The organism is Qipengyuania xiapuensis (assembly GCF_019711395.1).
Classification (GTDB): Bacteria; Pseudomonadota; Alphaproteobacteria; order Sphingomonadales; family Sphingomonadaceae; genus Qipengyuania; species Qipengyuania xiapuensis.
Genome location: NZ_JAIGNL010000002.1, coordinates 819,581 through 840,449, shown reverse-complemented (window position 1 = coordinate 840,449; position 20,869 = coordinate 819,581). Strand labels below are relative to the sequence as shown.

The window sequence follows — 20,869 nt, the reverse complement described above, 5'->3', positions numbered from 1 at the left end:
GTGCACTCCCATATGCGCCCGCATGACGCAGACTTCCCCCGCCACTGACGAGACATATTCGGGCCGCACGCTCGGCTTCACCATTCCCTCGCGCGATAGCCGCGGGCGCATCGTGCGCCTCGACGGGGCACTCGACGAAATCCTCTCGGCTCACGAATACCCGGCGCCGATCACACATCTGCTGGCCGAGGCGCTCGTGCTCGCCACCCTGATGGGATCGCTGCTCAAGGATGATGGTTCGCAGGTGACCATGCAGGCTCAGACCGAGGCAGGGGCGGTCAACCTCCTAGTGTGCGACTATCGTGGGGGCGAACTGCGCGGCTACGTCGATTTCGACGAGGCACGGCTGTCCGAACTGGGCGCCAATCCTTCGCTCTTCGCCCTGTTCGGCAAGGGCTATCTCGCGATCACCTTCGATGTGGCAAAGGGGCGCGGGCGCTATCAGGGCATCGTGCCTCTCGAGGGCGAGACGCTGGCCGAAGCATGCGAAACCTATTTTTATCAGTCAGAACAGGTGCCGACGCTGATCCGTACTGCTGTCAGGTCGGAAGGCGACAATTGCCTCGCTGCGGGTATGCTGGTCCAGCATCTGCCCGACGGCGAAGAGGGACGCGAGCGGCTGCACGCGCGCCTCGATCACCCGGAATGGGAGCATGTCGCGATCCTTGGCGGTTCGGTGAAATATGACGAGCTTGTCGATCCCGAATTGTCGCTTGAAGCGATCATCTGGCGGCTTTTCCATGAAGAGGACGAGGTGCGTATCGAGCGCATGGCCACGACCGAGAAGGGCTGCCGCTGCTCGGTCGAGCATTACGTCGACGTGCTGTCGAAATTTCCCGAAGCCGACCGCCAGGAAATGCGTGACGAGAACGGGATAATCATGGTCGATTGCGCGTTCTGTTCTCGCAAGTTCCCGATCGAAGCTTAGTTTTTCGACCCCGACAAAGCCGCCAAACTCGGTTTACCGCTGTTCCAGAACGGTTCATCGGCGAGATTTACAATGTTCGGAAATACTGCGCTGCACCAATTGTGATAGAGAATGTCCCATGAAGATCGTGTCGAATCGAAAGTTGCTTGGAACGCTCGCGCTTACGGCGGCGATCCCTGCTGCCTTTCTTGGCGCGCCGGTCGTAGCGCAATCCTCGCTCGCCATGCTGGATTCTCTCGAGCGCGGTGGATGGGAACTGCGCTTCCGCGACGGGACCCCGCCGCGCAGGATTTGCCTGCGCAGCGGACGCGAGCTTATCCAGATCCGCCATAGCGAGACCGGCTGCAACCGGTTCGTCGTCGAGGATGGTAGCAACGAAGTGACGGTGCAATATACCTGCCCCGGGAATGGCTACGGCCGGACCAATATCCGCAAGGAATCGGCTGGCCTTGTCCAGATCGATAGCCAGGGCATTGTCGATGGGCGTCCATTCCAGTTCTCGGCGGAAGCCAGGCGGACGGGTGCCTGCCGCTGACTTGCCGATTGGCGCATCACCGCCTAGCTGGCGCGCATGAGCAATTCACATCCAGATGATACCGGAACCGCTGTCGTCCTGCTGTCGGGCGGGCTCGATTCCATGGTCACGGCTGCGATCGCGAAGGAGCGGGGCTTCGAGGTCCACGCCCTGACTATCGATTATGGGCAGCGCCACATCCGCGAGCTGCAGTCGGCGAAGGCGATTGCAGAGAAGCTTGGTGTCCGCCGGCATGTCGAACTCCCCCTCGACCTCCGCCGGTTCGGCGGATCCGCGCTGACCGACGATATCGATGTGCCCAAGGATGGCGTGGGCGATGACATCCCGGTCACCTACGTTCCCGCACGCAACCTCGTCTTCCTTGCCCTGACAACTGCATTTGCCGAGAGCTCCCACTCGCGCGACATTTTCATCGGCGTCAATGCGCTCGACTATTCCGGTTATCCCGATTGCCGGCCCGAGTTCATCGCCAGCTTTGCGGAAACCGCGAGGCTGGGGACCAAGCAGGGCGTGGAGGGAGAGCCTTTCAACATCCATGCCCCTCTGCAGGACATGAGCAAGGCGGACATCGTGCGCGAGTGCCATCGTCTCGGGCTCGATCCAGCCTGGAGTTGGTCCTGCTACGATCCGACTCCCGAAGGAACGGCTTGTGGAGCCTGCGATTCTTGCCGTCTGCGGCGAAAAGGCTTTGCCGAGGCGGGTCTTGTCGATACGACCGTCTATTCGAAGGATGCCCCCGCATTGACGGAGTAGAGAATTGAGCCAGCCCACGTCTGCCGAAACAACCAACATTCCAGCAGGCGAGGAGGAGACCAAGGTCCCGGCCTACAGCTGGTATGCACTAAGCATTCTGGTGGTCGTGTATGTCCTGAACTTCGTCGACCGTAATATCATTTCCATCCTCGCCGAGGACATCAAGGCCGACCTCGGCCTGCGCGACGACCAGATCGGCTTTCTCTACGGCACGGCTTTCGGCGTATTCTATGCGCTCTTCGGTATCCCGCTCGGGAAGCTTGCCGATAGCTGGCACCGCGTACGGCTAATGACTGCCGGCCTCGCAATATGGTCCGCTTTCACCGCGCTTTCCGGTTTTGCGAAAAGCTTTGCCACACTCAGCGTTGCGCGCATCGGCGTCGGCGTGGGCGAGGCGACCGCCAGCCCGAGTGCATACTCACTCATCTCCGACTGGTTTCCGAAGAAGATGCGCGCAACCGCGCTCGCGATCTACTCGTCGGGGCTTTACATCGGCGGCGGCGTCTCGCTGCTGATCGGCGGAGCTATCGTCGAGAACTGGAACGAAGCCTATCCGGTGGATGCACCTCTCGGCCTGGCAGGCTGGCAGGCCGCGTTCATTATCGTAGGCTTGCCCGGCCTGTTGCTGGCCCTGCTCGTATTCACCCTGCGCGAGCCTCTGCGCGGCCAGAGCGAAGGCATCGTGACTCCGCCACCGAAGGATCCGTTCCGCGGCTTCTTCAGGGAACTGGTCGCAGTCATTCCGCCTTTCACTTTGATCGGTGCTGCTCAGGGCGGTGCCCGCGGGCTTGCCATCAACCTCGCGGGAGCGCTCGCTATCGGCAGCATCGCCTGGTTGATGGCGGACTTCACCGGCAACGCTCAGCAATGGGGAGCGGTTGGCATCGGCTACTATGCCATCTTCTCGTGGGCGACGACGCTGAAGGGTCGTGACGAACCGACCTTCAGGTTGATCTGGGGCACTCCTGCCTTTCTCACGACCATTCTTGGCTACGGCATGGTCGCATTCATGTCCTATGCGGCTTCGTTCTGGGCCGCTCCCTACGCCATTCGCATCCTCGGCGAAGCGCCGTCCACTGCAGGCTGGTGGATCGGCGGTCCCGGCGCCCTTGGCGGTTTCCTCGGGGTGATTATGGGCGGCTGGATGGCCGATTTCCTGCGCAAGCGTCTTGCAGCAGGCCGGCTTATCGTGGTCGCGTTCGGTCTCGTTGGAGCGGCGCCGTTCCTCTACGTGATGTTCACCACTCAGGATACGACGACCTTCTACATCGTCGCGTTCTTGCAATCGCTCTTCGGAAGCTCGGCACTCGGAGCTGCGGCGGCAACCTCGCAGGACCTCGTGCTGCCGAGGATGCGAGGCACTGCCACTGCCACCTTCTTCCTATCGACCACCCTGGTGGGCCTTGCCCTCGGCCCCTACATGGCTGGCCAAGTCTCGACGATGTCCGGAAGCCTGTCGACCGGCGGTCTAAGCTTGCTGATAGCAGTTCCGATCGGCCTGTTGCTCTTGCTCGTCGCCTATCGCACCGTGCCCAAGGCCGAGCAGACAGTCATCGAGCGTGCTCGGGCGGCTGGCGAAGAGGTCTGAAGAGCGGCCTTAGCTCACTCGCGTGACGACTCCGCAAGCTACGCGAGGCCCCGCATCGCCCGCGGGGTCACTCGTGTAGTCGTCGGCCGCGGCATGGATGACAATGGCCGTGCCATCAGCGTCGAATAGCTTGGCGCGAAGCTCGGCGCTGTCTTCTCCAAGATCGACTTCGGCACGCGTTGTACGCGAGGCTCCAACGACCAGGTTGGGGAGGTCGCCCAGATGCTTCCCCTGGGGGTTCAGCGAACCGTGCTCGCGTCCGGCGGGGTTGAGGTGTCCGCCCGCGCTGGTGAACCCGGGTGCTTCACATTTTCCAGTCGTGTGAAGGTGAAAGCCGTGCTCGCCGGGCTCCAGCCCGGTGGCTACTGCGGCAAGTGTAAGGGTTTGGCCGTTGCTGATGAGCTGAGCCGTTCCGGCTGGTAGCCCGTTCGCGAAATTCAGCTGTGCCTCCGCGATCCTCTCGCTGGGCAGGTCGCCGATCGTCGAGCAGGCCGAGAAAGTGAGCGCCGATCCCAATACGAGAGACGCGAGGAGGGTTTTGCGGGTCATACTTGGTCCTTACCTGATCCAGACATTCCTACCTCCAACGAAAAAGGGGCCGGATCGCTCCGGCCCCTTCTCGAATTTCAACTCTTGCGAGTGAATTACATGCCCGAACCCGGACCGTAGGTGACTTCCACACGACGGTTCTGAAGTTCGCGGACACCGTCTGCGGTCGGGACGCGGAGCTGGCTTTCACCGAATGCTTCGCTGCTGATCCGGCCGTCGGGGATGCCGCGGGCGGTCAGGTAGTCACGGACCGAGGCGTTACGACGCTGGGCAAGGCCCATGTTGTACTGCGTCGAACCCGAGGTGTCGGTGTGGCCAGCGAGCATGACCGAAGCCGTGCCGCAGTTGGCGTATGCCGAAACCGCGTTGTCCAGGATGGTTGCCGCTTCCGGAGTGATGTCCGACTCGTCCCAGTTGAAGAAGACGATGTACGGGCCCTGCTGGCAAACCGGAGCCGGCGGCGGAGGCGGCGGCGGCGGAGGCGGCGGGGGCGGAGGAGGCGGCGGCGGCGGCGGCGGCGGCGGCGGGGGCGGCGGCGGCGGAGCTCCGAAGTTGTAGCTCAGCGTGCCCATGATCGAGTGGGTGCGCCACTTGCCTTCACGCTCGTCGCCGAAGTTGTCGACCAGCGTCACGTCCTCTGCGGTGAACATGCGATAGCGCAGGCCGACGTCGATGTTGTCGGTCAGCGGAGCGCGGATACCAGCGAGGAGCTGCCATGCGAGGTCGCTCGACGAGTCGTCGATCCGCGGGTTCGTGTTCAGCGTCGGAACGAGAATTTCGCCTTCGACGCTGGTGCGTGCAACACCGATACCAGCACCGGCGTAACCCTGGATGCCGTCGTCGTCGCCGAAGTCGAACATGCCGTTGAGCATGAACGCGAGCGAGTTGGTTTCATCGAGAGCGGGGAAGTTGCCCACGCCTTCGATGGCGACTTCTTCATGATCCGCGTCGCGATAGCTGACTTCAGCTTCGAGACGGAATGCACCGAAATCGTAACCGACGAAGCCACCACCGTCGAAGCCCGTGCCGGTGTCGTAGTCGATACCGAGGCTGGGTGCGAGAGGCTGGCTGTCGGAGGTGTCGTTGAGGGTCATGTCCTCGGCGATCATCGGGCCGAATTCGGCGCCGATGTACCAAGAATTGTCCCGGGCTAGGGCTGGCGATGCAAGGGCCGTAGAGGCCATCGCCATACCAATGACGAATTTCCGCATTATTTATTTCCCCTTTTTGCGAATTGGAGCCACCGAGTGAAACTTATCTAACTTTGCCTTGTCTCACTGGCAAGCGGCCTTTGGGCAGGAACTGTTGCAAGAATGTCGCGATTCCCGACCGATAGTTGCGAAATCTGGAAAGAGGTCTCTCCCATCACGCTGCCCAAACGCTGCGCAGGGGGCCTAGTTCCCTGCTTGTCAGGAAAAAATCCCAAACGCCTTCAATAGGGTAATCAATTCCGAAATTGCTGTTCGCGCCTCTACATCGATAGTGCTGCCGCCATCCGGATCGAGCGGCGCGGAGTAGCTCGGCCAGCCATCGTCTCCGGCCACCACCTGCACGCGCTCGGGACGCAGCGGATAGAGCTCGACCGGCACGCCCGCCGCATCCTTCACGATCTGGACATAGGCATTGCCATGAAGCGCGAGGTGCGCGGCGAGCACTTACAGCAGCGGTTGCGACCCGCACGAACATTCGACCAGCCGCTCGAGCCTCTCGTCGGGATAGGCGATCGGCGCACCGCCGACCCCTTCCGCGACGGTGCGGACCGCGCGCTGGGCAACGGGATTGGCGAGATAGGCCTCACCCACTTCGCGCGAATAGTCGAATGGTGAGCGAGCGGGTGTGACGTCGAAGGCGCTCGCCCAGGGCGAGACGAAGCCGCGCGAGACAGGCACGCGCGATTGGCCTCCGCCCTTGAAGGCGGTGGCGAGGCTGGAGAGGAATGACATGGGAATTCCTTGCTAGAGATTTCGAATTTTGGGCCGCGAGACCTTGCCGAGCATTAGTTCCGTAGGTGCCCAGACGAGTGCGTCGGCGCGGTCGGGCGAACGGCCCGGGCCCTCGTACTCGCCGCCTGCCATCAGCCCGCAGAGCTGGTCCTCCAGCCTCGCGAACATGCCGGCATGGCGAACCCGCCCGGCTTCGTAGAGCGCGGCGACCGGTTCGGCGCGCGCAGCCTTGCCGCGGCTCGCGTGCACCAGCTTCAGGGGCAGCGAGACGTCGGCGGCGCGCAGCACGCTTGCCACCATCGCGCCGCCCTGGTTCGCTTCCGCCACCACGCGGTCGGCGTTCCAGGCGGCGGCAGCTTCGGCGACTGCGCGCGCCCAGCGTTCGGGCGAGGCGGGGCCGAGCGAACAATCGGCCAGCACTCGGCCTTCGCCTGCCTCGTCGAGAGCGCAGACTACGATCCCGCATTCATCGCCATGCGCGCTTGCAGGCGGATCGACGCCGACCACCACGCGCACCGCAGCCTCGGCGGATGTATCCGCACGGCAGGCCTCGAGAAGCGAGCGGGTCCACAAGGCCCCCTCGACATCCTCGAGCATCTCGCCTTCCAGTTCCTGTCGCCCGAGTGTCGACCCGCCGAACTGCCGGTCCATCGTGCCGATGAAGGCGGCGGGGAGGTTGGCGGCATTGTCGAATGTCGAGCCCCTCGTGACTTCCACCAGCCCGCAGCTTTCCTCGAGCATGAGGCGGCGCAGCAGCGGCACCGGTCGCGGCGTGGTCGTCGCGACGATCCGCGGATCGTCACCGAGCCTCAGGCCCATGAGCAGATTGTCCCAAGCCTGCGTTGCGCGGTCCGATGCAGTGGACCACTTGGCGATCTCGTCGCACCAGGCATGCGAATGCTGCGGTCCTCTCAAAGTGTCGGGTTCGGCTGCCGAATACAGCGTTGCCACTGCCCCGTTGGGCCAGGTGAGGCGGCGGCGCGAAGGCTCGAACTCGGGGCGATACATCGGCGGGCAGATGTTGAGCAGCCCGCTTTCGCCCTCCACCATGATGGCGCGCGCTTCGCCCAAATTGGCGGCAACGAGCGCGATATGCGCATCGGGATTGCCGATTGCCTGCTCGCGGACCCATTTGGCGCCCATGCGGGTCTTGCCGAAACCGCGACCTGCGCAGACGAGCCAGCACGACCAGTCGCCCTCCGGCGGCAGCTGGCTGGCACGGGCCCAGAGCGACCAGTCATAGGCGATGGCCGCACGCTCACGCTCTTCCAGCCCTGCGATGAGGCCTCGCATCGTTGCCTGGTCCTGATTGCGCAGCCACGCGAGGAACTCAGGCGCCAGCTTCATGCGCCCCGTCCGGTTTGGCCCGTTTCCTGCCGGCCAGAGCAAGCTCGTTCTGCCGCATCGCCTCGAGCTTGCGGTTGAGCGAGGCGAGCACGCTGGCCTCATCGCTGTTCTCGATCTTGGCGCGCTCGCGGGCGACGGTTTCGCGGTGAAGCGCAAGGAGCCTCAGCGCATTGGCAATATCGAACTTGGGGCCGTCCGGCGGAACGCCCTCGCGAAGGCGGCGCAAGGTTTCGAGTTCGAGATGCTCGTATCCTTCCAGCAATGCGTCGCGCCACTGGCGTGTGAACTCGGGATCGGTCCGGCGCAGCTTGTACGCCCTGCTCGGATTGGCGCCGCAGCGCTTCGCGGCTTCGGTGACATTCGATGTCTCGGCGAGATAGTCGAGGAATAGCGAGCGCCACTTGGTCGAAACCCGGCCGTTTTCCCCTTCGCGGAATTGCGGGCGCATCTCCTTGTAAGCGCGGCGTTGTCCGGCCATGCCATGCCTCCCGGTTGCGCGAAGCCGCCAGACGCGAAAGGGCGACCGAATGGCCGCCCTTTCCGAGTGAATCACACTATCGCGATGTTCTCTATATGTGCCAAAATAGCGTGACGATGTCAAGATAAAAGTGCCAAATAGGTTAGTTGGACAGGCGCTCCAACATGATTGCCAAGCTTGTGGCGCTCGCCTAACCCTTGGGCCACCTCATCTGCCCTGAGAGACCTCTCCTGCAATGATCATGAAACCGCTTCGCGGGCTCTACGACTGGACGATGGAAAAGGCGTCGCATCCGCATGCGGTGTGGTGGCTGGCGTTCTTCTGCTTCGTCGAATCGAGCTTCTTCCCGATCCCGCCGCATCCGCTCCTTGGCCTCATGTGCCTTGCCGAGCCGAAAAAGGCGGTGAAGTTCGCCGCCGTCGCCACGCTTTCGTCGGTGGCGGGCGCGCTGCTCGGCTATGCTATCGGCTGGGGGCTGTACGACACGGTGGGCGTCTGGCTGATTTCGATGCTCGGCCTAACCGAGGCTTTCCCTGTCGCGGCCTGCCACCTCAACGAGTACGACTTCGAGGCAATCCTCATCGCGGGCGCGACTCCGGTGCCCTTCAAGCTGCTGACGATCACGGCGGGCTTCGTGGGGATGAACCTCGCCACCTTCGTGCTCTCGAGCCTGTTTGCACGCGCGCTCATCTTCATGACCGTGGGCATCCTGTTCCGCGTGTTTGGCGCCCCGATCAAGCGTGTCATCGACAAGTACCTCGGCACCGTGACGACGGTCTTCGTTGTGTTGGTCGTCGGCGGAGTCCTGGTGCTGACGCAGCTCGGTGGGAGCGAGGATGAAGAGGGCGGAGTATGCTCCGGCGCCCAGCTCGAGCAGGCCAAGTGACCTATTCGCTCCCGCGCCGCCTGACCGCAGAGGCGATCGGCAGCTTCTTCCTGTTCGCGGGCGTGATCGGCTCCGGCGTGATGGCCGAGGCGCTGGCGCAGGGCAATGACGCGCTGGCGCTGCTCGCCAACACGGTGGCGACGGGCGCGATCCTTTACGTCCTCATCGCGATGCTGGGGCCTATTTCCGGGGCCCACTTCAATCCCGCGGTGACGCTGGCCTTCGCGCTCAGGCGCGAAATCGAGATCCGGCCGGCGCTGGCATTCGTGCTCGTCCAGGTCGCGGCCGGAGTGATCGGCGCCTTTGCCGTCCATCTCATGTTCGACATGCCGATCCTGCAGTTCTCTACCAAGGCGCGAGCAGGCCTCGGCCAGTGGACAGGCGAATTCGTGGCGACCTTCGGTCTCGTACTGACGATCCTTGTCCTGCTGCGCACGAGGGCCGAGGCCATCCCGATGGCGGTCGCACTCTACATCACTTCTGCATACTGGTTCACCAGCTCGACCAGCTTCGCCAATCCCGCGATCACGCTGGTGCGCAGCCTGTCCGACAGCTTCGCCGGTATCGCGCCCGCGGACGTTCCCGGCTTCGTCCTTGCGCAAATTGCCGGAGCCATCGCGGCGACGACGCTCGCGGGATGGCTGGTGAACTCCGCGAAACAGGAAGACTAGTCGAGCGCGAAGCGTGCCAGGCGTTCGGGATCGGGAATCCGGATACGGCCGTAGCCACGCTCGATCAGCCCGCGACGATGCAGGTCCTTCAGCGCAGCATTGGCAGTGGCGCGAGTCACGCCGAGAAGGTCGGCGAGCTCCTGCTGGGTGATTGTAACGCTCGCTGCACCCTCATCATCTCCGGCCATGGTCGACAGCAGACCCGCAAGGCGTGCAGGGTTGGTGCCGTGCCTCAGGCCTGCAAGGATCGAGAGCGTGTCCTGCAACTGCTCGGACAGGGCGCCCAGCAGTTCTCGCGTCGAGGCGGGATAGTTTGCCAACGCATCGAGAAAGGGCCGCGCCGCGATGAGGCGCACCCGGCTCTCGCCGCGCGAGATGGCGTCGACGATCCGCGGCTTTCCGGAAAACACGGCGAGCTCGCCATAGGAATCGCCGGCACCGAGCAAGGCCACCGCACGAAACTCGCCATCGGGGAGGAACTGGCCGACGCGCACCGCGCCTGCCTCGATCAACCAGAACCCGTCGGCGGGATCGCCGCGCTGCTGGATGATCTGTCCGTCGGCAAATGTCCGCTCTCGCGAGGTCCTGATCAAGTGCGCCTGGAGCGCGCTGTCGAGCGCCGAAAACAGCATCGGCGTGACCAGGGAGCGCCGAGTCGCGCTCAATTGTAAAATTCTCGACATTATTGAGGCTGGGTAAAGGCTAGGAGGAGATTCGACAAGATTGCCGGGGAGAGACCCATGCCTGCATCGACCATTGCCATCATCGCGATCTATTTCGGTTTCGCTGCGCTCGAGCTGTGGCGTTCGAACCTGTTCTCGAAGGAAGAGCAGACCCGCGACGACGGGATCGTCGAGGCAGTCAGCATGGTGGTGCTGCTGGCCTTCACCCAGCCGATGGTGCTGTTCTCGTCGGCGGCGCTGGCAGGGCTGGTGGCTCCGCAATACGAAGGCGCGCTTGCCGGGATCAACGTCTTTGCCGCGATCGGGCTGTTCCTGATCCTCGACGACATGATGCAGTACTGGTGGCACCGCGCGAGCCACACCTTCCCGTGGCTCTACAACCTCCACCGCGCGCACCACAACGCGAAGTACATGAGCGTGCGCCTCGTGTACCGCAACAACCTGTTCTACTATGCGATGATGCCAGGCATCTGGCTGTCGGGCGTGCTGATCTACCTCGGCCTCGGCTGGGTCTACGCGGGCTACATCGTGGTGAAGCTGCTGGTGATCACCGGCGCCCATTCGGACGTCGCCTGGGACAAGCCGCTGTACGCCATCAAATGGCTTTCGCCGGTCATGTGGGTGGTCGAGCGGACGATCTCGACGCCTGCCACGCACCATGCCCACCACGGCCGCCATGCCGAGGACGAGGCGACCCACTACAAGGGCAACTATGGTAACCTTCTGTTCTTCTGGGACGTGCTGTTCGGCACCGCCAAGATCACGCGTAGCTACCCGAAGAGCTACGGTGTCGAGAACCTCGCACCGGCCACGCTCGGCCAGCAGCTGATGTGGCCCGTGTTTCCCGAGAACAAGATCGAAAAACCGGTTGGAGAGGGGGCGACCGCCGAGGTCGCCTGAACGGAAAGGCCGGCCGGGTTCTGCGACCCTCCCGGCCGGCCTTTCTAACCCGCCAAAATCTCTCAGCCCTCGAAGCGCGTCTCGAGGGTGATCTCAGCATTCAGAAGTTTCGAGATCGGGCAGTTCGCCTTGGCGTCGGCTGCCAGTTCTTCGAACTTTGCCTGGTCCATGCCCGGGACCTTCCCCTTGGTCGACAGGGCCGAATTCGTGACGGCAAACCCGCCATCCTGCTTTTCGAGCGTCACTTCGGCACTGGTCGTTACGTGGCCATCGGAGAAGCCGGCCTCGGCGAGCTTGAAAGACAGCGCCATGGTGAAGCAGCTCGCATGGGCTGCCGCGACGAGTTCTTCGGGATTGGTGCCGGGTGCGTCCTCGAAGCGGGTGTTGAAACCATAGGGCTGGGCGGCGAGGGCGCCCGAGCCGGTCGAGACATGGCCCTTGCCTTCCTTGCCGAGGCCCTCGTAGGTCGCGCTGCCGGTATTGGTCGTTTTCATATGTCGGTTTCCTTTCGCCAACCCGACGCATGATTGCAGCCTCGGTTCCGGTCACATCGCCATCATGATTTCGGGCGCGAAGAGTGTCGCCAGCGAAAGCAGCGCGGCAAAGGAGCCGAAGGTGCCGCCAAGGATGGTGAAGCGGCTCGTGTTGCTAGTGGTCTGCATTCTCATTCTCCTGTGATGTGGACACAGGATGGTTCGAATCAAAACGGCCCGCGGTTACCCGCGAGCCGTTCCGAGAAATGCGATGACAGTGATCTTTGCCGAACCAGGCGAGGTCAGATGATGCCGACTTCCTTGCCTGACTTTTCGAAGATCTCGAGGATCTGGCCGACCTCTTCTTCGCTGTGCTCTGCACAGAGCGAGCAGCGCAGCAGGGTCATGTTGGCGGGCGTCGCCGGCGGCCTTGCGAGGTTCACGTAGAGACCGTTGCGGATCAGCGCTTCCCACATGGCCGCGCCCTGCTCGAGGTCGGGCATGACCACGGCGATGATCGCGCTCTGCGGCTCCTCGGTACCCAGCTTGAATCCGAGCTCGCGAAGACCCTTGTGGAGGTTCTTCGAATTCTCCCACAGGTGCGCGCGCTTGTTCGAGCCGTGCATCAGCTTGCGAATGCTGGTCTCTGCCGTCGCGACGACGGAGGGCGGCAGCGATGCGGTGAAGACATAGGGGCGGCAGACAAGGCGCATGATCTCGAACTTCGGATGGTTCGAAACGCAGAAGCCGCCGACGGTGCCGACACTCTTAGAGAAGGTGCCGATGATGAAATCGACATCGTCGATCACACCTGCATCTTCCACGACGCCGCGGCCGTTCTCGCCGATGAAGCCCATCGAATGCGCTTCGTCGACCAGCACCATCGCGCCGTATTTCTTGGCGATGGCGACCATCTCCTTGAGCGGCGCAACATCGCCGAGCATCGAGTAGACGCCTTCGAGCACGACCAGCTTGCCGGCATCGGCGGGGATGCGCTTCAGGCGCTTTTCCATCGCCTCGATGTCGTTGTGCTTGAACGGCACGACCTCGGCCTGGCCCATCGCGCAGCCGTCCCAGATGCTGGCGTGGCTGTCGATGTCGAGGACGATGTAATCGCCCTTGCCCGCGATTGTGCTGATGATCCCGAGATTGGCCTGGTAGCCGGTCGAGAAGACCATCGCATGGTCCATGTCGTAGAAGTCCTTGAGCGCCTGCTCACACTCCTTGTGGCCCTGGTAGGTGCCATTGAGCACACGGCTGCCGGTGGTGCCCGATCCGAAATCGGCCAGCGCCTGCTTGCCCGCCTCGACCACGTCGGGGTCGAAGGTCATGCCCATGTAGTTGTAGGTGCCGAGCAGGATCGTCTCGCGGCCGTTGCAGATAGCGCGGGTCGGCGAGAGGACCTTTTCCATGACGAGATTGAACGGATCTTCGCGGCCCTGCGAGAGCAGACCCTCGCGCAGCGCGATGATGTCGTCGAACTTGGAGAACAGGTCCTTGCCCTCGCCCTCGAGTTCCTGCGGCTGGTCGGGCTGGGAAATGCCCTCGCTCATGAATCTGCCTGCAGCTTGCACACTGCGTCGACCAGCTGGCCGTAATTCTCGATCTCGGCCTGCTGGTTCATCGAGATGATGATGTCGAATTCATCTTCGATCTCGGCGACGAAATCCATGACGGTGAGGCTGTCGAATTCCAGGTCGTTCTGGAAGGTCGTTTCCTCGGTGATCGTCACGCCCTTCTTGTTGAAGGGTTCGGCAAGTTCGCGGATCTTCGCGTCTACCTGTGCTCGGTCCATGAAAGGGTCCAATTCTATCCTGTGCAGTGCGACCCGCTTATGCGGACCGTAACGAATGGGGCGGCAAAGCGGTTTCCGAGGCCGCTTGTCAAGCGCGAGACGCGGCTATTCGAATGCGCGTATGCCCGCATCTAGCCGTCGAGCAGCTTGCGAACAGCCGCCATGAAGGGCCCGATCGACACCGGCTTGGCGAGATAATCCTGCGCGCCGGCATCGCGGATGCGCTCCTCGTCACCCTTGCCGGCATAGGCGGTTACGGCGAGCACGGGCACTTCGTCGAACTCCGCATCCGCTTTGAGCTGGGTGATGAGGTCGACACCGCTGACGTTGGGCAGCTGGATGTCCATGATCACCAGTTCGGGGTGGAACTTCTTTGCCGTCGCCACCACATTGCTGCCATCCGAAACCGGCACAACCTCGTAGCCGCTCGCTTTCAGCACGTCGCAGAACAGCTTACGGTTGAGGTCGTTGTCCTCGACAACGAGGATTCTCTTTGCCACGGGGCCGAAATCTCCTGTCTCTTTCGAGGCAGGGCTTAGGAAATAGCGGAGGGACTGACAATTCCGACAGGCGACAAATCGGCGGATGGAGACAATCGGGCAGCCGAAGTGCTGGCGCTGGAAGCGCTCGGCTGGGCGCTGACCGAGGAACGCCGCGCCGAACGCCTGCTGTCGCTGACCGGACTCACGCCAGAGCGCCTGCGCCACGGGATCACGGAACGAGCCGTGCAGGCCGCCGTTCTTGAATTTCTTGCCGGACACGAGCCGGACCTCATTGCCGCAGCCGACGCTCTCAACACGAGGCCCGAAGTGCTGGTTGCCGCTGCAAGGGAATTGAATGCATGAGCCGACCGCTGATTATCTCCGACTGCGACGAGGTGCTCCTCTACATGGTGGCGCCGTTCAAGGACTGGCTGGCCGAAACGCAGGGCGTCGAGTTCCGCATGAGCGGCAATGATTTCAGCCAGGCACTGCGCTGGCAGGATAGCGGCGAAGTGCTGGCGCCCGAACAGATCTGGAAGATGCTGGGAGGGTTCTTCGATACCGAGATGCATCGCCAGAACCCCATTCCCGGCGCGATCGAAGGCATCAATACGCTGGCCGAAGAGGCCGACGTGGTGATCCTCACGAACCTCGTCGACAAGCGGCAGGAAATGCGCCGCGAGCAGCTGGCGGGGCACGGTCTCAATGCCCGGGTCTTCACCAACCAGGGCCCCAAGGGACCGGCGCTGCAGAACATCCTTGCAGAATACCGGCCCTCGAAAGCGATCTTCATCGACGATCTGGCGCAGCACCACCGCTCGGCGCGCGAAACGATCTCCGAGATCACCACGCTGCACCTGTGCGGCGAACCCATGCTCGCCCCGCATATCGACTGCGCGCACACTTCGGGCCATGCCGATGCACGTATCGACAGCTGGGACGAGGCACTGCCCTGGCTGAGAGGGCAATTGGAAAAGGAAACAGCATGAGTGTTCACGAACGTCTTCGGGAAATGGGCGTCGAACTGCCCGACGCGGCCGCACCCGTAGCAAGCTACCAGCCCGTCGTAGTCGACGGGCACACCGCCTATGTTTCGGGCCAGCTGCCTTTCGTCGACGGCAATCTGGTGACCGGAAAGCTCGGCAAGGACGTGTCGCTGGAGCGCGGGCAGGAAGCCGCGCGCGCCTGCGGTCTCATGATCCTCGCACAGCTCGAGGCTGCCGGTTTGCTCGAACGCGTCTCGCACATGGTCAAGCTCGGAGGCTTCGTCGCCTCGACGCCCGATTTCACCGACCAGCCCAAGGTCGTGAACGGCGCCTCGGACCTGATGTTCGAAGTCTTCGGCCATCCGGGCAAGCATGCGCGCAGCGCGGTCGGCGTTCCGGTGCTGCCGCTCGACGCCGCGGTAGAGGTCGATGCGATCGTTGCTCTCAAGGCTTGACCGACTGATCGTCAAGGTACCCGATCCCGAGCGGGTCGGGTGGTTGGGCGACTGGACCTATGCCCACCGCGGAATGCATTCGCCGGGCGTACCCGAAAACTCGCTTGCCGGTTTCGCGCTCGCAGTGGAACGCGGGCTGGGGATCGAGTGCGATATCCAGCGCAGCCGCGATGGTTGCGCGATGCTGGTTCATGATTGGGAACTCGACCGGCTCACCGCAGTCAGTGGTCCGCTGGCCGATCACACCGCTGAAGAACTCGCCCAGATCGCTTTCCTCGACAGCGAACACATGCTCGCACGGCTCGACGACCTGCTGCCGATTGTAGACGGCAAGGTGCCGATCCTCGTCGAGATCAAGTCGCGCCGCGGCTATGATGTTGCGCGAAGCTGCGAGGCGGTCGCTGCCGCGCTCGTGGGCTATGCCGGACGCCATGCGGTAATGAGCTTCGATCCGCGTGTCTGCGCCTGGTTCGCCAGGAACTCGCCGGAGACGATCCGCGGGCTGGTCATGCGAGAGGACGAGATCGGCATGACCCAAAAGGCCTGGCAGCGCCACGTGGCGCTTTGGGCCGCGCGTCCCGAGTTCATCGCCTATCACGTCGCCGCCTTGCCCAATCCCATGGTTGCCGGCCTGCGCGAGCGCGGGATGCCGGTGCTGACCTGGACGGTCAATTCTCCCGCAACGCGCGCCAATGGATCACGCCATGCAGATGCCCTGATCGCCGAGGGAGACGGGCTGGCGTGAGCGAAACCGGGCTAGCAGCGCGCATTGCCGGTTCGGTGGGCAGTATCGATGCCGCTGCATGGAATGCACTTGCCGGCGACAATCCCTTCGTCAGCCACGAATTCCTCTCGGCTCTGGAAGATTCCGGAAGCGTGGGTCCGGGGACCGGCTGGCAGCCCGTGCCGATTGTCATCTCCACCGATGACGGACCGCCGCTCGCAGCCATGCCGGCCTATGCGAAGGGCCACAGCCAGGGTGAGTATGTCTTCGACCATGCCTGGGCCGATGCCTATCTGAGGGCAGGGGGCAACTACTATCCCAAGCTCCAGATCGCCGTGCCGTTCACACCCGCCACGGGGCCGCGCCTGCTACTTTCCGATCCGGCCCTCGCAACCCCGCTGCTTTCGGCTGCCGAGCAGCTTTGCCTGCAGAACGATTTTTCGTCAGCCCATGCGACATTTATCGAGCCCGAGCAGCGCGAGATGTTCGAGCAGGCCGGCTGGTTGCCGCGCAGCGATATCCAGTTCCACTGGCTCAACCGCGACTTTGCGACGTTCGAAGATTTCCTCGCCACCCTGACTTCGCGCAAACGCAAGGACCTGCGCAAGGAACGCACTGCGGCGAAGGAAGGGCTGGAGATCGTCCGCCTGACCGGGAGCGAAATCCGCCCCGAACACTGGGATGCTTTCTGGCATTTCTACCAGGACACCGGCGCGCGGAAATGGGGCCAGCCCTATCTCACAAGGGCCGCATTCGACCTGTTCGGCGAACGGATGGGCGACCGCATCGTGCTGGTGCTGGCGATGGAGGACGGCGTCCCTATCGCAGGCGCGCTCAATTTCGTCGGGGGAGACGCGCTCTACGGAAGATACTGGGGCTGCACGAAGCACGTCCGCTTCCTGCATTTCGAGCTTTGCTACTACCAGGCGATCGATATCGCCATCGAGCGCGGCCTAGCGCGGGTGGAGGCGGGCGCCCAGGGCGGGCACAAGCTGGCCCGCGGCTACGAACCGGTCGAGACCATTTCCGCGCACTGGTTCGCCGATCCCGGCTTTCGCGCGGCGGTGGCGGAGTTCCTCGAGCGAGAGCGCGAAGGCGTGGCCGCCGACCGCAATTATCTCGAGCGAAGAACGCCCTTCCGCAAAGGGAATTGAATCAGGCAACCTTGCGCGAGCCGTCGAGTAGCCATTCGCGAGCGCGGCGCTGGGCCTCGGCGATTTCGCGGGCAGTCATTTCGTCGGAGACATCGGCGCGGCACCAGGCAGCTTCCTCGTGGCCCTTCGATGCCGCGATATTGAACCACTTGTGGGCCTCGATCATGTCGACGCTGCAACCATGGCTTCCGGTCGAGTAGGCAACCCCCAGCGCGTAAAGCGCATCGATGCTGCCATTCGCATAATCATTGAGATGTTCGGCGATGGTGACCATCGCCTCGTCACTCTGTTCGATACGGCCGGCGCCGCCTTCGATCGACTTGAGTTCCATTTACTTACTCCCCCGAGTTTCGACCGGCTCCCCTGCCGGACAAGCTCAAGTTCGGGGGTTATGGTCAATAAATGGTTAACGCCGGTATCAAGACTTGCGACAAGTCTCGGTCCGGTAGGCTGCGCTTAATCTGTCACAGGGTATGGAAGGAATCTGGAAAGGCGCTTGTGCGCGTCCGGTGGCCCTCCTATAGGCCGCGCCATCGGAGCGCTGCGGTACCGGAAAAATCCGGACCGGCGGGTCAGGCGGCTCTTCGGGATACGACTAGGGTAGAAGGGTAAAAGGCTCAATGGCCACTTCGGCGTCGAATGTTTCCGAAAAACTCGCGAAAGCGAAGGCTGCTGTCGACAAGGACTATGTCCCGACAGACGATGAAGAATACATGGGCGAAAAGCAGCTCGACTATTTTCGCGTGCTGTTGCTCGACTGGAAGAAATCCATCCATGATGCGGCCGGTCAGACCCTGCAGTCGCTGCAGGAAGGCCCGATCCGCGAGCCCGATCTCAATGACCGCGCATCTTCCGAGACCGACTGGGGCATCGAGCTGCGCACGCGCGATCGCCAGCGCAAGCTGATCTCGAAGATCGATGCTGCGCTGCGCCGGATCGACCAGGGCGAATACGGCTGGTGCGAGGTGACGGGCGATCCCATCGGGCTTCGCCGCCTGATCGCAAGGCCGGTCGCCACGATGACGGTCGAGGCGCAGGAAGCCCATGAAAGACGAGAAAAAATTTCTCGCGACGACTAGGGCAACTGCCGGATTTCTTGCCAAATTAACCACCTTGCTCAACCGACGGTTATCGTCGGCTTGCTAGGTGTGCGTGCAAGGGATCGCGAAGGGCAGGCTTACAACCACAAAAGGGAAGCGCCTCAATGTCGGCAATCGAAACGCGCGGAGTAAAACGGGATAGCCTGTTCCTGATGGCTGAACTTCAGCCCGAGGGAGCGACTGAGCCCGAGAAGGTGAAAATCCGGAACCTGTCGGATACGGGCATTCTGGTGGATGCCGCATCGATACTCGATCGCGGCGACCGCGTGATCGTCAGGCTCAAGACCATTGGCCCGGTAGCCGGGCGCGTGGCCTGGACGCAGGGTGTGCGTGTCGGGATTGCCTTCGACGCCCCGATTGATTCGCAGGCCGCACGCCAGCAGGTGCGCTCGGAAAACACCGAGGCGCCCCGCTATGCGCGCCCCGCCGTTGCACCGCAAAGCTCGGACTGGCGCGTCCGCCCGCTCTAGAAAGGGCGCTTGCGCCTTCGAGGCGGGATGCTACCCCCGCCGAATGACCCGCCCGGCATTCGCCTTCCTCGCTTCCGTCGCGCTCGCATCCTGCGGTGTCGCGCAGGACGACGGCGTGGTCGATATCGCTTTTATCGAGCCGGGCGCCACCACAGGGGAGGATGGCGGAGAATCTTTCGCGGGACGGCGAGCGGTGCTTGCTGCCAGCAGGCAGGGCCTCGTCCGCTTCAACGCCGTGGGCGAAGTCGTCCCGGCGCTCGCCGAACGCTGGATCGTGACCGATGACGGGCGCAGCTACATCTTCCGCATTACCGAGTTCGACCTGCCCGACGGCTCGCGCCTTACCGCACAGGCCGTAGCCGCCTCGATCCGCCAGACGATCCGCAATGCCGATGGGACCAGCCTCGGCCTCGATCTCGCCAAGGTTACCGACGTCAGGGCGATGACCGGCAGGGTCATAGAGATCCGCCTCACCAGCCCGATGCCGGCTTTCCTGCAGCTGCTTGCGCAGCCCGAACTGGGCGTCTCGATCGCCGAAGGGCTGGTCGGACCGATGTCGCTCGAGCTGGATGGGGAAACGCGGATCCTGGAAGCGATCCCGCCGGAAGCCCGCGGCCTCGCTGAGCAGCCCGGATGGGAAGACATGACACGTACCGTCGCGGTTACGCCGGTCGCGGCAGAAGAGGCGGCCCGGGCGTTCTCGCAAGGCGAGTTCGACATGATCCTCGGCGGGCGCGCCGCCTCCCTGCCGCTGGCGATCACCGGGGCGCTCGCACGCGGGACGGTGAGGCTCGATTCCCCGATCGGCCTGTTCGGGTTCGCAGTTGCACGTCAGGAGGGCATTTTGTCGAGTACGGCTGGCCGCGAAGCGGTGGCCATTGCCATCGACCGTTCGGCCATGGTCCAGCAACTCAATCTCGGCGGCTGGGCCGACACTACCCGCATCGTGCCGCTGAACCTGCCCGGTTATGGCGAAGGGTTGGAGGAGCGCTGGTCGACCCTGACTCTCGACCAGCGCCGCGCCCGCGCTTCGGCAGCCGTCTCGAGCTGGGAGAACGCCAATGGCCGCGATGCCGCTTTCACCATCGAATTGCCGCAGGGCCCCGGCTCTGACCTGATGTTCTCCTCGCTTCGCAGCGACCTGGAACGGGTCGGCATCGCGGTTTCGCGCGCTGCGCCGGGCGAGGGCGGGCACCTCGTGCTCAAGGACGAGACGGCCCGCTATACCGGCGCGCGGTGGTTCCTTAACCAGTTCAATTGCTCGGTGTCGCCGGGCGTGTGCTCGGAAGACGCCGACTTCCTCGTGCAGCTTGCCCTCGATGCCGCGAGCCCCGAGGAAGAGGCCAGCTATCTTGCCGAGGCAGAGACGACCCTGCTGGCGACGAACCTCTATATCCCTCTCGGCGCGCCGATACGCTGGTCGCAAGTCCGCGCGGGCGTAGAGGGCTTTGCCGAGAATGCCTGGGCTTTCCATCCCTTGTTCCCGCTCTCGCGCGCCCCCATCTAGGTCGCATGGAAGACAATCGCCTCAAGCCGTACACGCCCGAAACGTCTGCCTCGGATGGTGCGGCCAGCCCGCTGCGCTTCGATTTCCCGACGGGGAACGATCCGCAATCCATCCGCAAGCGGATCGAGGCGATGGAAATGATCCTCGAGCGCAGTTTCGTGCTTCCGGGCACGAACTACCGCATCGGCCTCGACTCGATCGTCGGCCTCATCCCTGTCGTCGGCGACATCATCACCGCCGCCATGGGCAGCTATCTCGTGTGGGAGGCGAGGAACCTCGGCCTGCCGAAATGGAAGCTGTGGCAGATGATGGGACGCATCGGTGTCGACAGCGCAGTGGGCTCGATCCCCGTGGTCGGCGATGCATTCGACCTCGTCTACCGGTCTAACACCAAGAACCTGAAGACGGTGAAAAAGCACCTCGACAAGCATCATCCGCAGACGCGGGTCATCGACCAGTAGT

At 63.2% G+C, this 20,869-nt stretch carries 28 protein-coding genes; 16 read left to right on the top strand and 12 right to left on the bottom strand.

The genetic code is table 11. The annotated features are described in order from the left end of the window. Positions 1-22 precede the first annotated feature (22 nt). From hslO to K3163_RS13285, 4 genes are all read left to right on the top strand, one after another. Positions 23-928, top strand: coding sequence for an Hsp33 family molecular chaperone HslO (hslO, locus tag K3163_RS13300; RefSeq protein WP_221554541.1), 906 nt, complete (start codon positions 23-25; stop codon positions 926-928). Between the two features lie 118 nt (positions 929-1,046). Beyond that, positions 1,047-1,463 (top strand): hypothetical protein, encoded by a 417-nt coding sequence (locus K3163_RS13295; protein WP_221427428.1) that lies wholly within the window; start codon positions 1,047-1,049, stop codon positions 1,461-1,463. 36 nt (positions 1,464-1,499) lie between these two features. After that, entirely contained in the window at positions 1,500-2,216 is a 717-nt protein-coding gene (gene queC, locus K3163_RS13290) for a 7-cyano-7-deazaguanine synthase QueC (RefSeq protein ID WP_221554540.1), read from the top strand. A 4-nt stretch (positions 2,217-2,220) separates the two neighbouring features. Beyond that, positions 2,221-3,804 (top strand): spinster family MFS transporter, encoded by a 1,584-nt coding sequence (locus tag K3163_RS13285; RefSeq protein ID WP_221554539.1) that lies wholly within the window; start codon positions 2,221-2,223, stop codon positions 3,802-3,804. Positions 3,805-3,813: 9 nt separating this feature from the next. On the opposite strand, the gene K3163_RS13280 is transcribed toward K3163_RS13285, so the two are convergent. From K3163_RS13280 to K3163_RS13255, 6 genes are all read right to left on the bottom strand, one after another. Further along, entirely contained in the window at positions 3,814-4,353 is a 540-nt protein-coding gene (locus K3163_RS13280) for a superoxide dismutase family protein (protein WP_221554538.1), read from the bottom strand. Positions 4,354-4,448: 95 nt separating this feature from the next. Next, a complete protein-coding gene (locus tag K3163_RS13275; RefSeq protein WP_221554537.1) occupies positions 4,449-5,564 on the bottom strand; it encodes an OmpA family protein in 1,116 nt (371 codons plus the stop codon). 198 nt (positions 5,565-5,762) lie between these two features. Beyond that, positions 5,763-6,008, bottom strand: a complete 246-nt coding sequence (locus tag K3163_RS13270) for a hypothetical protein (RefSeq protein ID WP_221554536.1) — start codon at positions 6,006-6,008, stop codon at positions 5,763-5,765. Continuing rightward, positions 6,009-6,296, bottom strand: coding sequence for a hypothetical protein (locus K3163_RS13265; RefSeq protein WP_221554535.1), 288 nt, complete (start codon positions 6,294-6,296; stop codon positions 6,009-6,011). Between the two features lie 12 nt (positions 6,297-6,308). Further along, a complete protein-coding gene (locus K3163_RS13260; protein WP_221554534.1) occupies positions 6,309-7,643 on the bottom strand; it encodes a DNA-packaging protein in 1,335 nt (444 codons plus the stop codon). Next, positions 7,627-8,121 (bottom strand): hypothetical protein, encoded by a 495-nt coding sequence (locus tag K3163_RS13255; protein ID WP_221554533.1) that lies wholly within the window; start codon positions 8,119-8,121, stop codon positions 7,627-7,629. The genes K3163_RS13260 and K3163_RS13255 overlap by 17 nt, the downstream gene beginning before the upstream one ends. 235 nt (positions 8,122-8,356) lie before the next feature. Between K3163_RS13255 and K3163_RS13250 the strand changes: the two genes are divergently transcribed. Further along, positions 8,357-9,007 carry a YqaA family protein gene (locus tag K3163_RS13250; RefSeq protein WP_221554532.1) on the top strand — a complete coding sequence of 217 codons (651 nt, stop codon included), beginning with the start codon at positions 8,357-8,359 and terminating at the stop codon, positions 9,005-9,007. Beyond that, positions 8,974-9,678, top strand: coding sequence for an aquaporin (locus tag K3163_RS13245; RefSeq protein WP_221554531.1), 705 nt, complete (start codon positions 8,974-8,976; stop codon positions 9,676-9,678). Before K3163_RS13250 ends, K3163_RS13245 begins: the two co-directional genes overlap by 34 nt. Here K3163_RS13245 and K3163_RS13240 read toward each other — a convergent pair. Further along, complete coding sequence (locus K3163_RS13240) at positions 9,675-10,310, bottom strand: Crp/Fnr family transcriptional regulator (RefSeq protein WP_221554530.1); 636 nt, start codon at positions 10,308-10,310, stop codon at positions 9,675-9,677. The genes K3163_RS13245 and K3163_RS13240 overlap by 4 nt on opposite strands. Positions 10,311-10,418: 108 nt before the next feature. Here K3163_RS13240 and K3163_RS13235 point away from each other — a divergent pair, with 108 nt between their 5' ends. Further along, positions 10,419-11,261 (top strand): sterol desaturase family protein, encoded by an 843-nt coding sequence (locus K3163_RS13235; protein WP_221554529.1) that lies wholly within the window; start codon positions 10,419-10,421, stop codon positions 11,259-11,261. Between the two features lie 62 nt (positions 11,262-11,323). Here K3163_RS13235 and K3163_RS13230 read toward each other — a convergent pair whose 3' ends face one another. From K3163_RS13230 to K3163_RS13215, 4 genes are all read right to left on the bottom strand, one after another. After that, positions 11,324-11,755, bottom strand: coding sequence for an OsmC family protein (locus K3163_RS13230; protein WP_221554528.1), 432 nt, complete (start codon positions 11,753-11,755; stop codon positions 11,324-11,326). A gap of 281 nt (positions 11,756-12,036) precedes the next feature. Further along, positions 12,037-13,287: a serine palmitoyltransferase gene (gene spt, locus K3163_RS13225; protein WP_221427455.1), complete on the bottom strand. Its 1,251-nt coding sequence runs from the start codon at positions 13,285-13,287 to the stop codon at positions 12,037-12,039. Next, entirely contained in the window at positions 13,284-13,529 is a 246-nt protein-coding gene (locus K3163_RS13220; RefSeq protein ID WP_221427456.1) for an acyl carrier protein, read from the bottom strand. Before K3163_RS13220 ends, spt begins: the two co-directional genes overlap by 4 nt. 131 nt (positions 13,530-13,660) lie before the next feature. Then, a complete protein-coding gene (locus K3163_RS13215; RefSeq protein ID WP_221427457.1) occupies positions 13,661-14,029 on the bottom strand; it encodes a response regulator in 369 nt (122 codons plus the stop codon). Between the two features lie 108 nt (positions 14,030-14,137). Here K3163_RS13215 and K3163_RS13210 point away from each other — a divergent pair, with 108 nt between their 5' ends. The 5 genes from K3163_RS13210 to K3163_RS13190 are packed head-to-tail and all read left to right on the top strand — an operon-like array spanning position 14,138 to position 17,330. Continuing rightward, positions 14,138-14,374 carry a DUF3572 family protein gene (locus tag K3163_RS13210; protein ID WP_280638308.1) on the top strand — a complete coding sequence of 79 codons (237 nt, stop codon included), beginning with the start codon at positions 14,138-14,140 and terminating at the stop codon, positions 14,372-14,374. Continuing rightward, positions 14,371-15,000 carry an HAD family hydrolase gene (locus K3163_RS13205; RefSeq protein WP_221427458.1) on the top strand — a complete coding sequence of 210 codons (630 nt, stop codon included), beginning with the start codon at positions 14,371-14,373 and terminating at the stop codon, positions 14,998-15,000. Before K3163_RS13210 ends, K3163_RS13205 begins: the two co-directional genes overlap by 4 nt. Beyond that, on the top strand, positions 14,997-15,452 hold the full coding sequence (locus tag K3163_RS13200) for a RidA family protein (protein WP_221427459.1): 456 nt from the start codon (positions 14,997-14,999) through the stop codon (positions 15,450-15,452). The genes K3163_RS13205 and K3163_RS13200 overlap by 4 nt, the downstream gene beginning before the upstream one ends. Then, complete coding sequence (locus K3163_RS13195) at positions 15,427-16,197, top strand: glycerophosphodiester phosphodiesterase family protein (protein ID WP_221554527.1); 771 nt, start codon at positions 15,427-15,429, stop codon at positions 16,195-16,197. The genes K3163_RS13200 and K3163_RS13195 overlap by 26 nt, the downstream gene beginning before the upstream one ends. Beyond that, positions 16,194-17,330, top strand: coding sequence for a GNAT family N-acetyltransferase (locus K3163_RS13190; RefSeq protein WP_221554526.1), 1,137 nt, complete (start codon positions 16,194-16,196; stop codon positions 17,328-17,330). Before K3163_RS13195 ends, K3163_RS13190 begins: the two co-directional genes overlap by 4 nt. Position 17,331: 1 nt before the next feature. Here K3163_RS13190 and K3163_RS13185 read toward each other — a convergent pair whose 3' ends face one another. Continuing rightward, on the bottom strand, positions 17,332-17,661 hold the full coding sequence (locus K3163_RS13185) for an SEL1-like repeat protein (protein ID WP_221554525.1): 330 nt from the start codon (positions 17,659-17,661) through the stop codon (positions 17,332-17,334). Positions 17,662-17,950: 289 nt separating this feature from the next. Between K3163_RS13185 and dksA the strand changes: the two genes are divergently transcribed. The 4 genes from dksA to K3163_RS13165 all read left to right on the top strand — a co-directional run bounded on the left by dksA (position 17,951) and on the right by K3163_RS13165 (position 20,868). Further along, positions 17,951-18,409, top strand: coding sequence for an RNA polymerase-binding protein DksA (dksA, locus tag K3163_RS13180; protein WP_221427463.1), 459 nt, complete (start codon positions 17,951-17,953; stop codon positions 18,407-18,409). A 125-nt stretch (positions 18,410-18,534) separates the two neighbouring features. Then, a complete protein-coding gene (locus K3163_RS13175; RefSeq protein WP_221554524.1) occupies positions 18,535-18,900 on the top strand; it encodes a PilZ domain-containing protein in 366 nt (121 codons plus the stop codon). 43 nt (positions 18,901-18,943) lie between these two features. Further along, positions 18,944-20,407: an ABC transporter substrate-binding protein gene (locus tag K3163_RS13170; protein ID WP_221554523.1), complete on the top strand. Its 1,464-nt coding sequence runs from the start codon at positions 18,944-18,946 to the stop codon at positions 20,405-20,407. A gap of 5 nt (positions 20,408-20,412) precedes the next feature. Next, positions 20,413-20,868, top strand: coding sequence for a DUF4112 domain-containing protein (locus K3163_RS13165; protein ID WP_221554522.1), 456 nt, complete (start codon positions 20,413-20,415; stop codon positions 20,866-20,868). The last annotated feature ends 1 nt before the right edge of the window (position 20,869 follow it).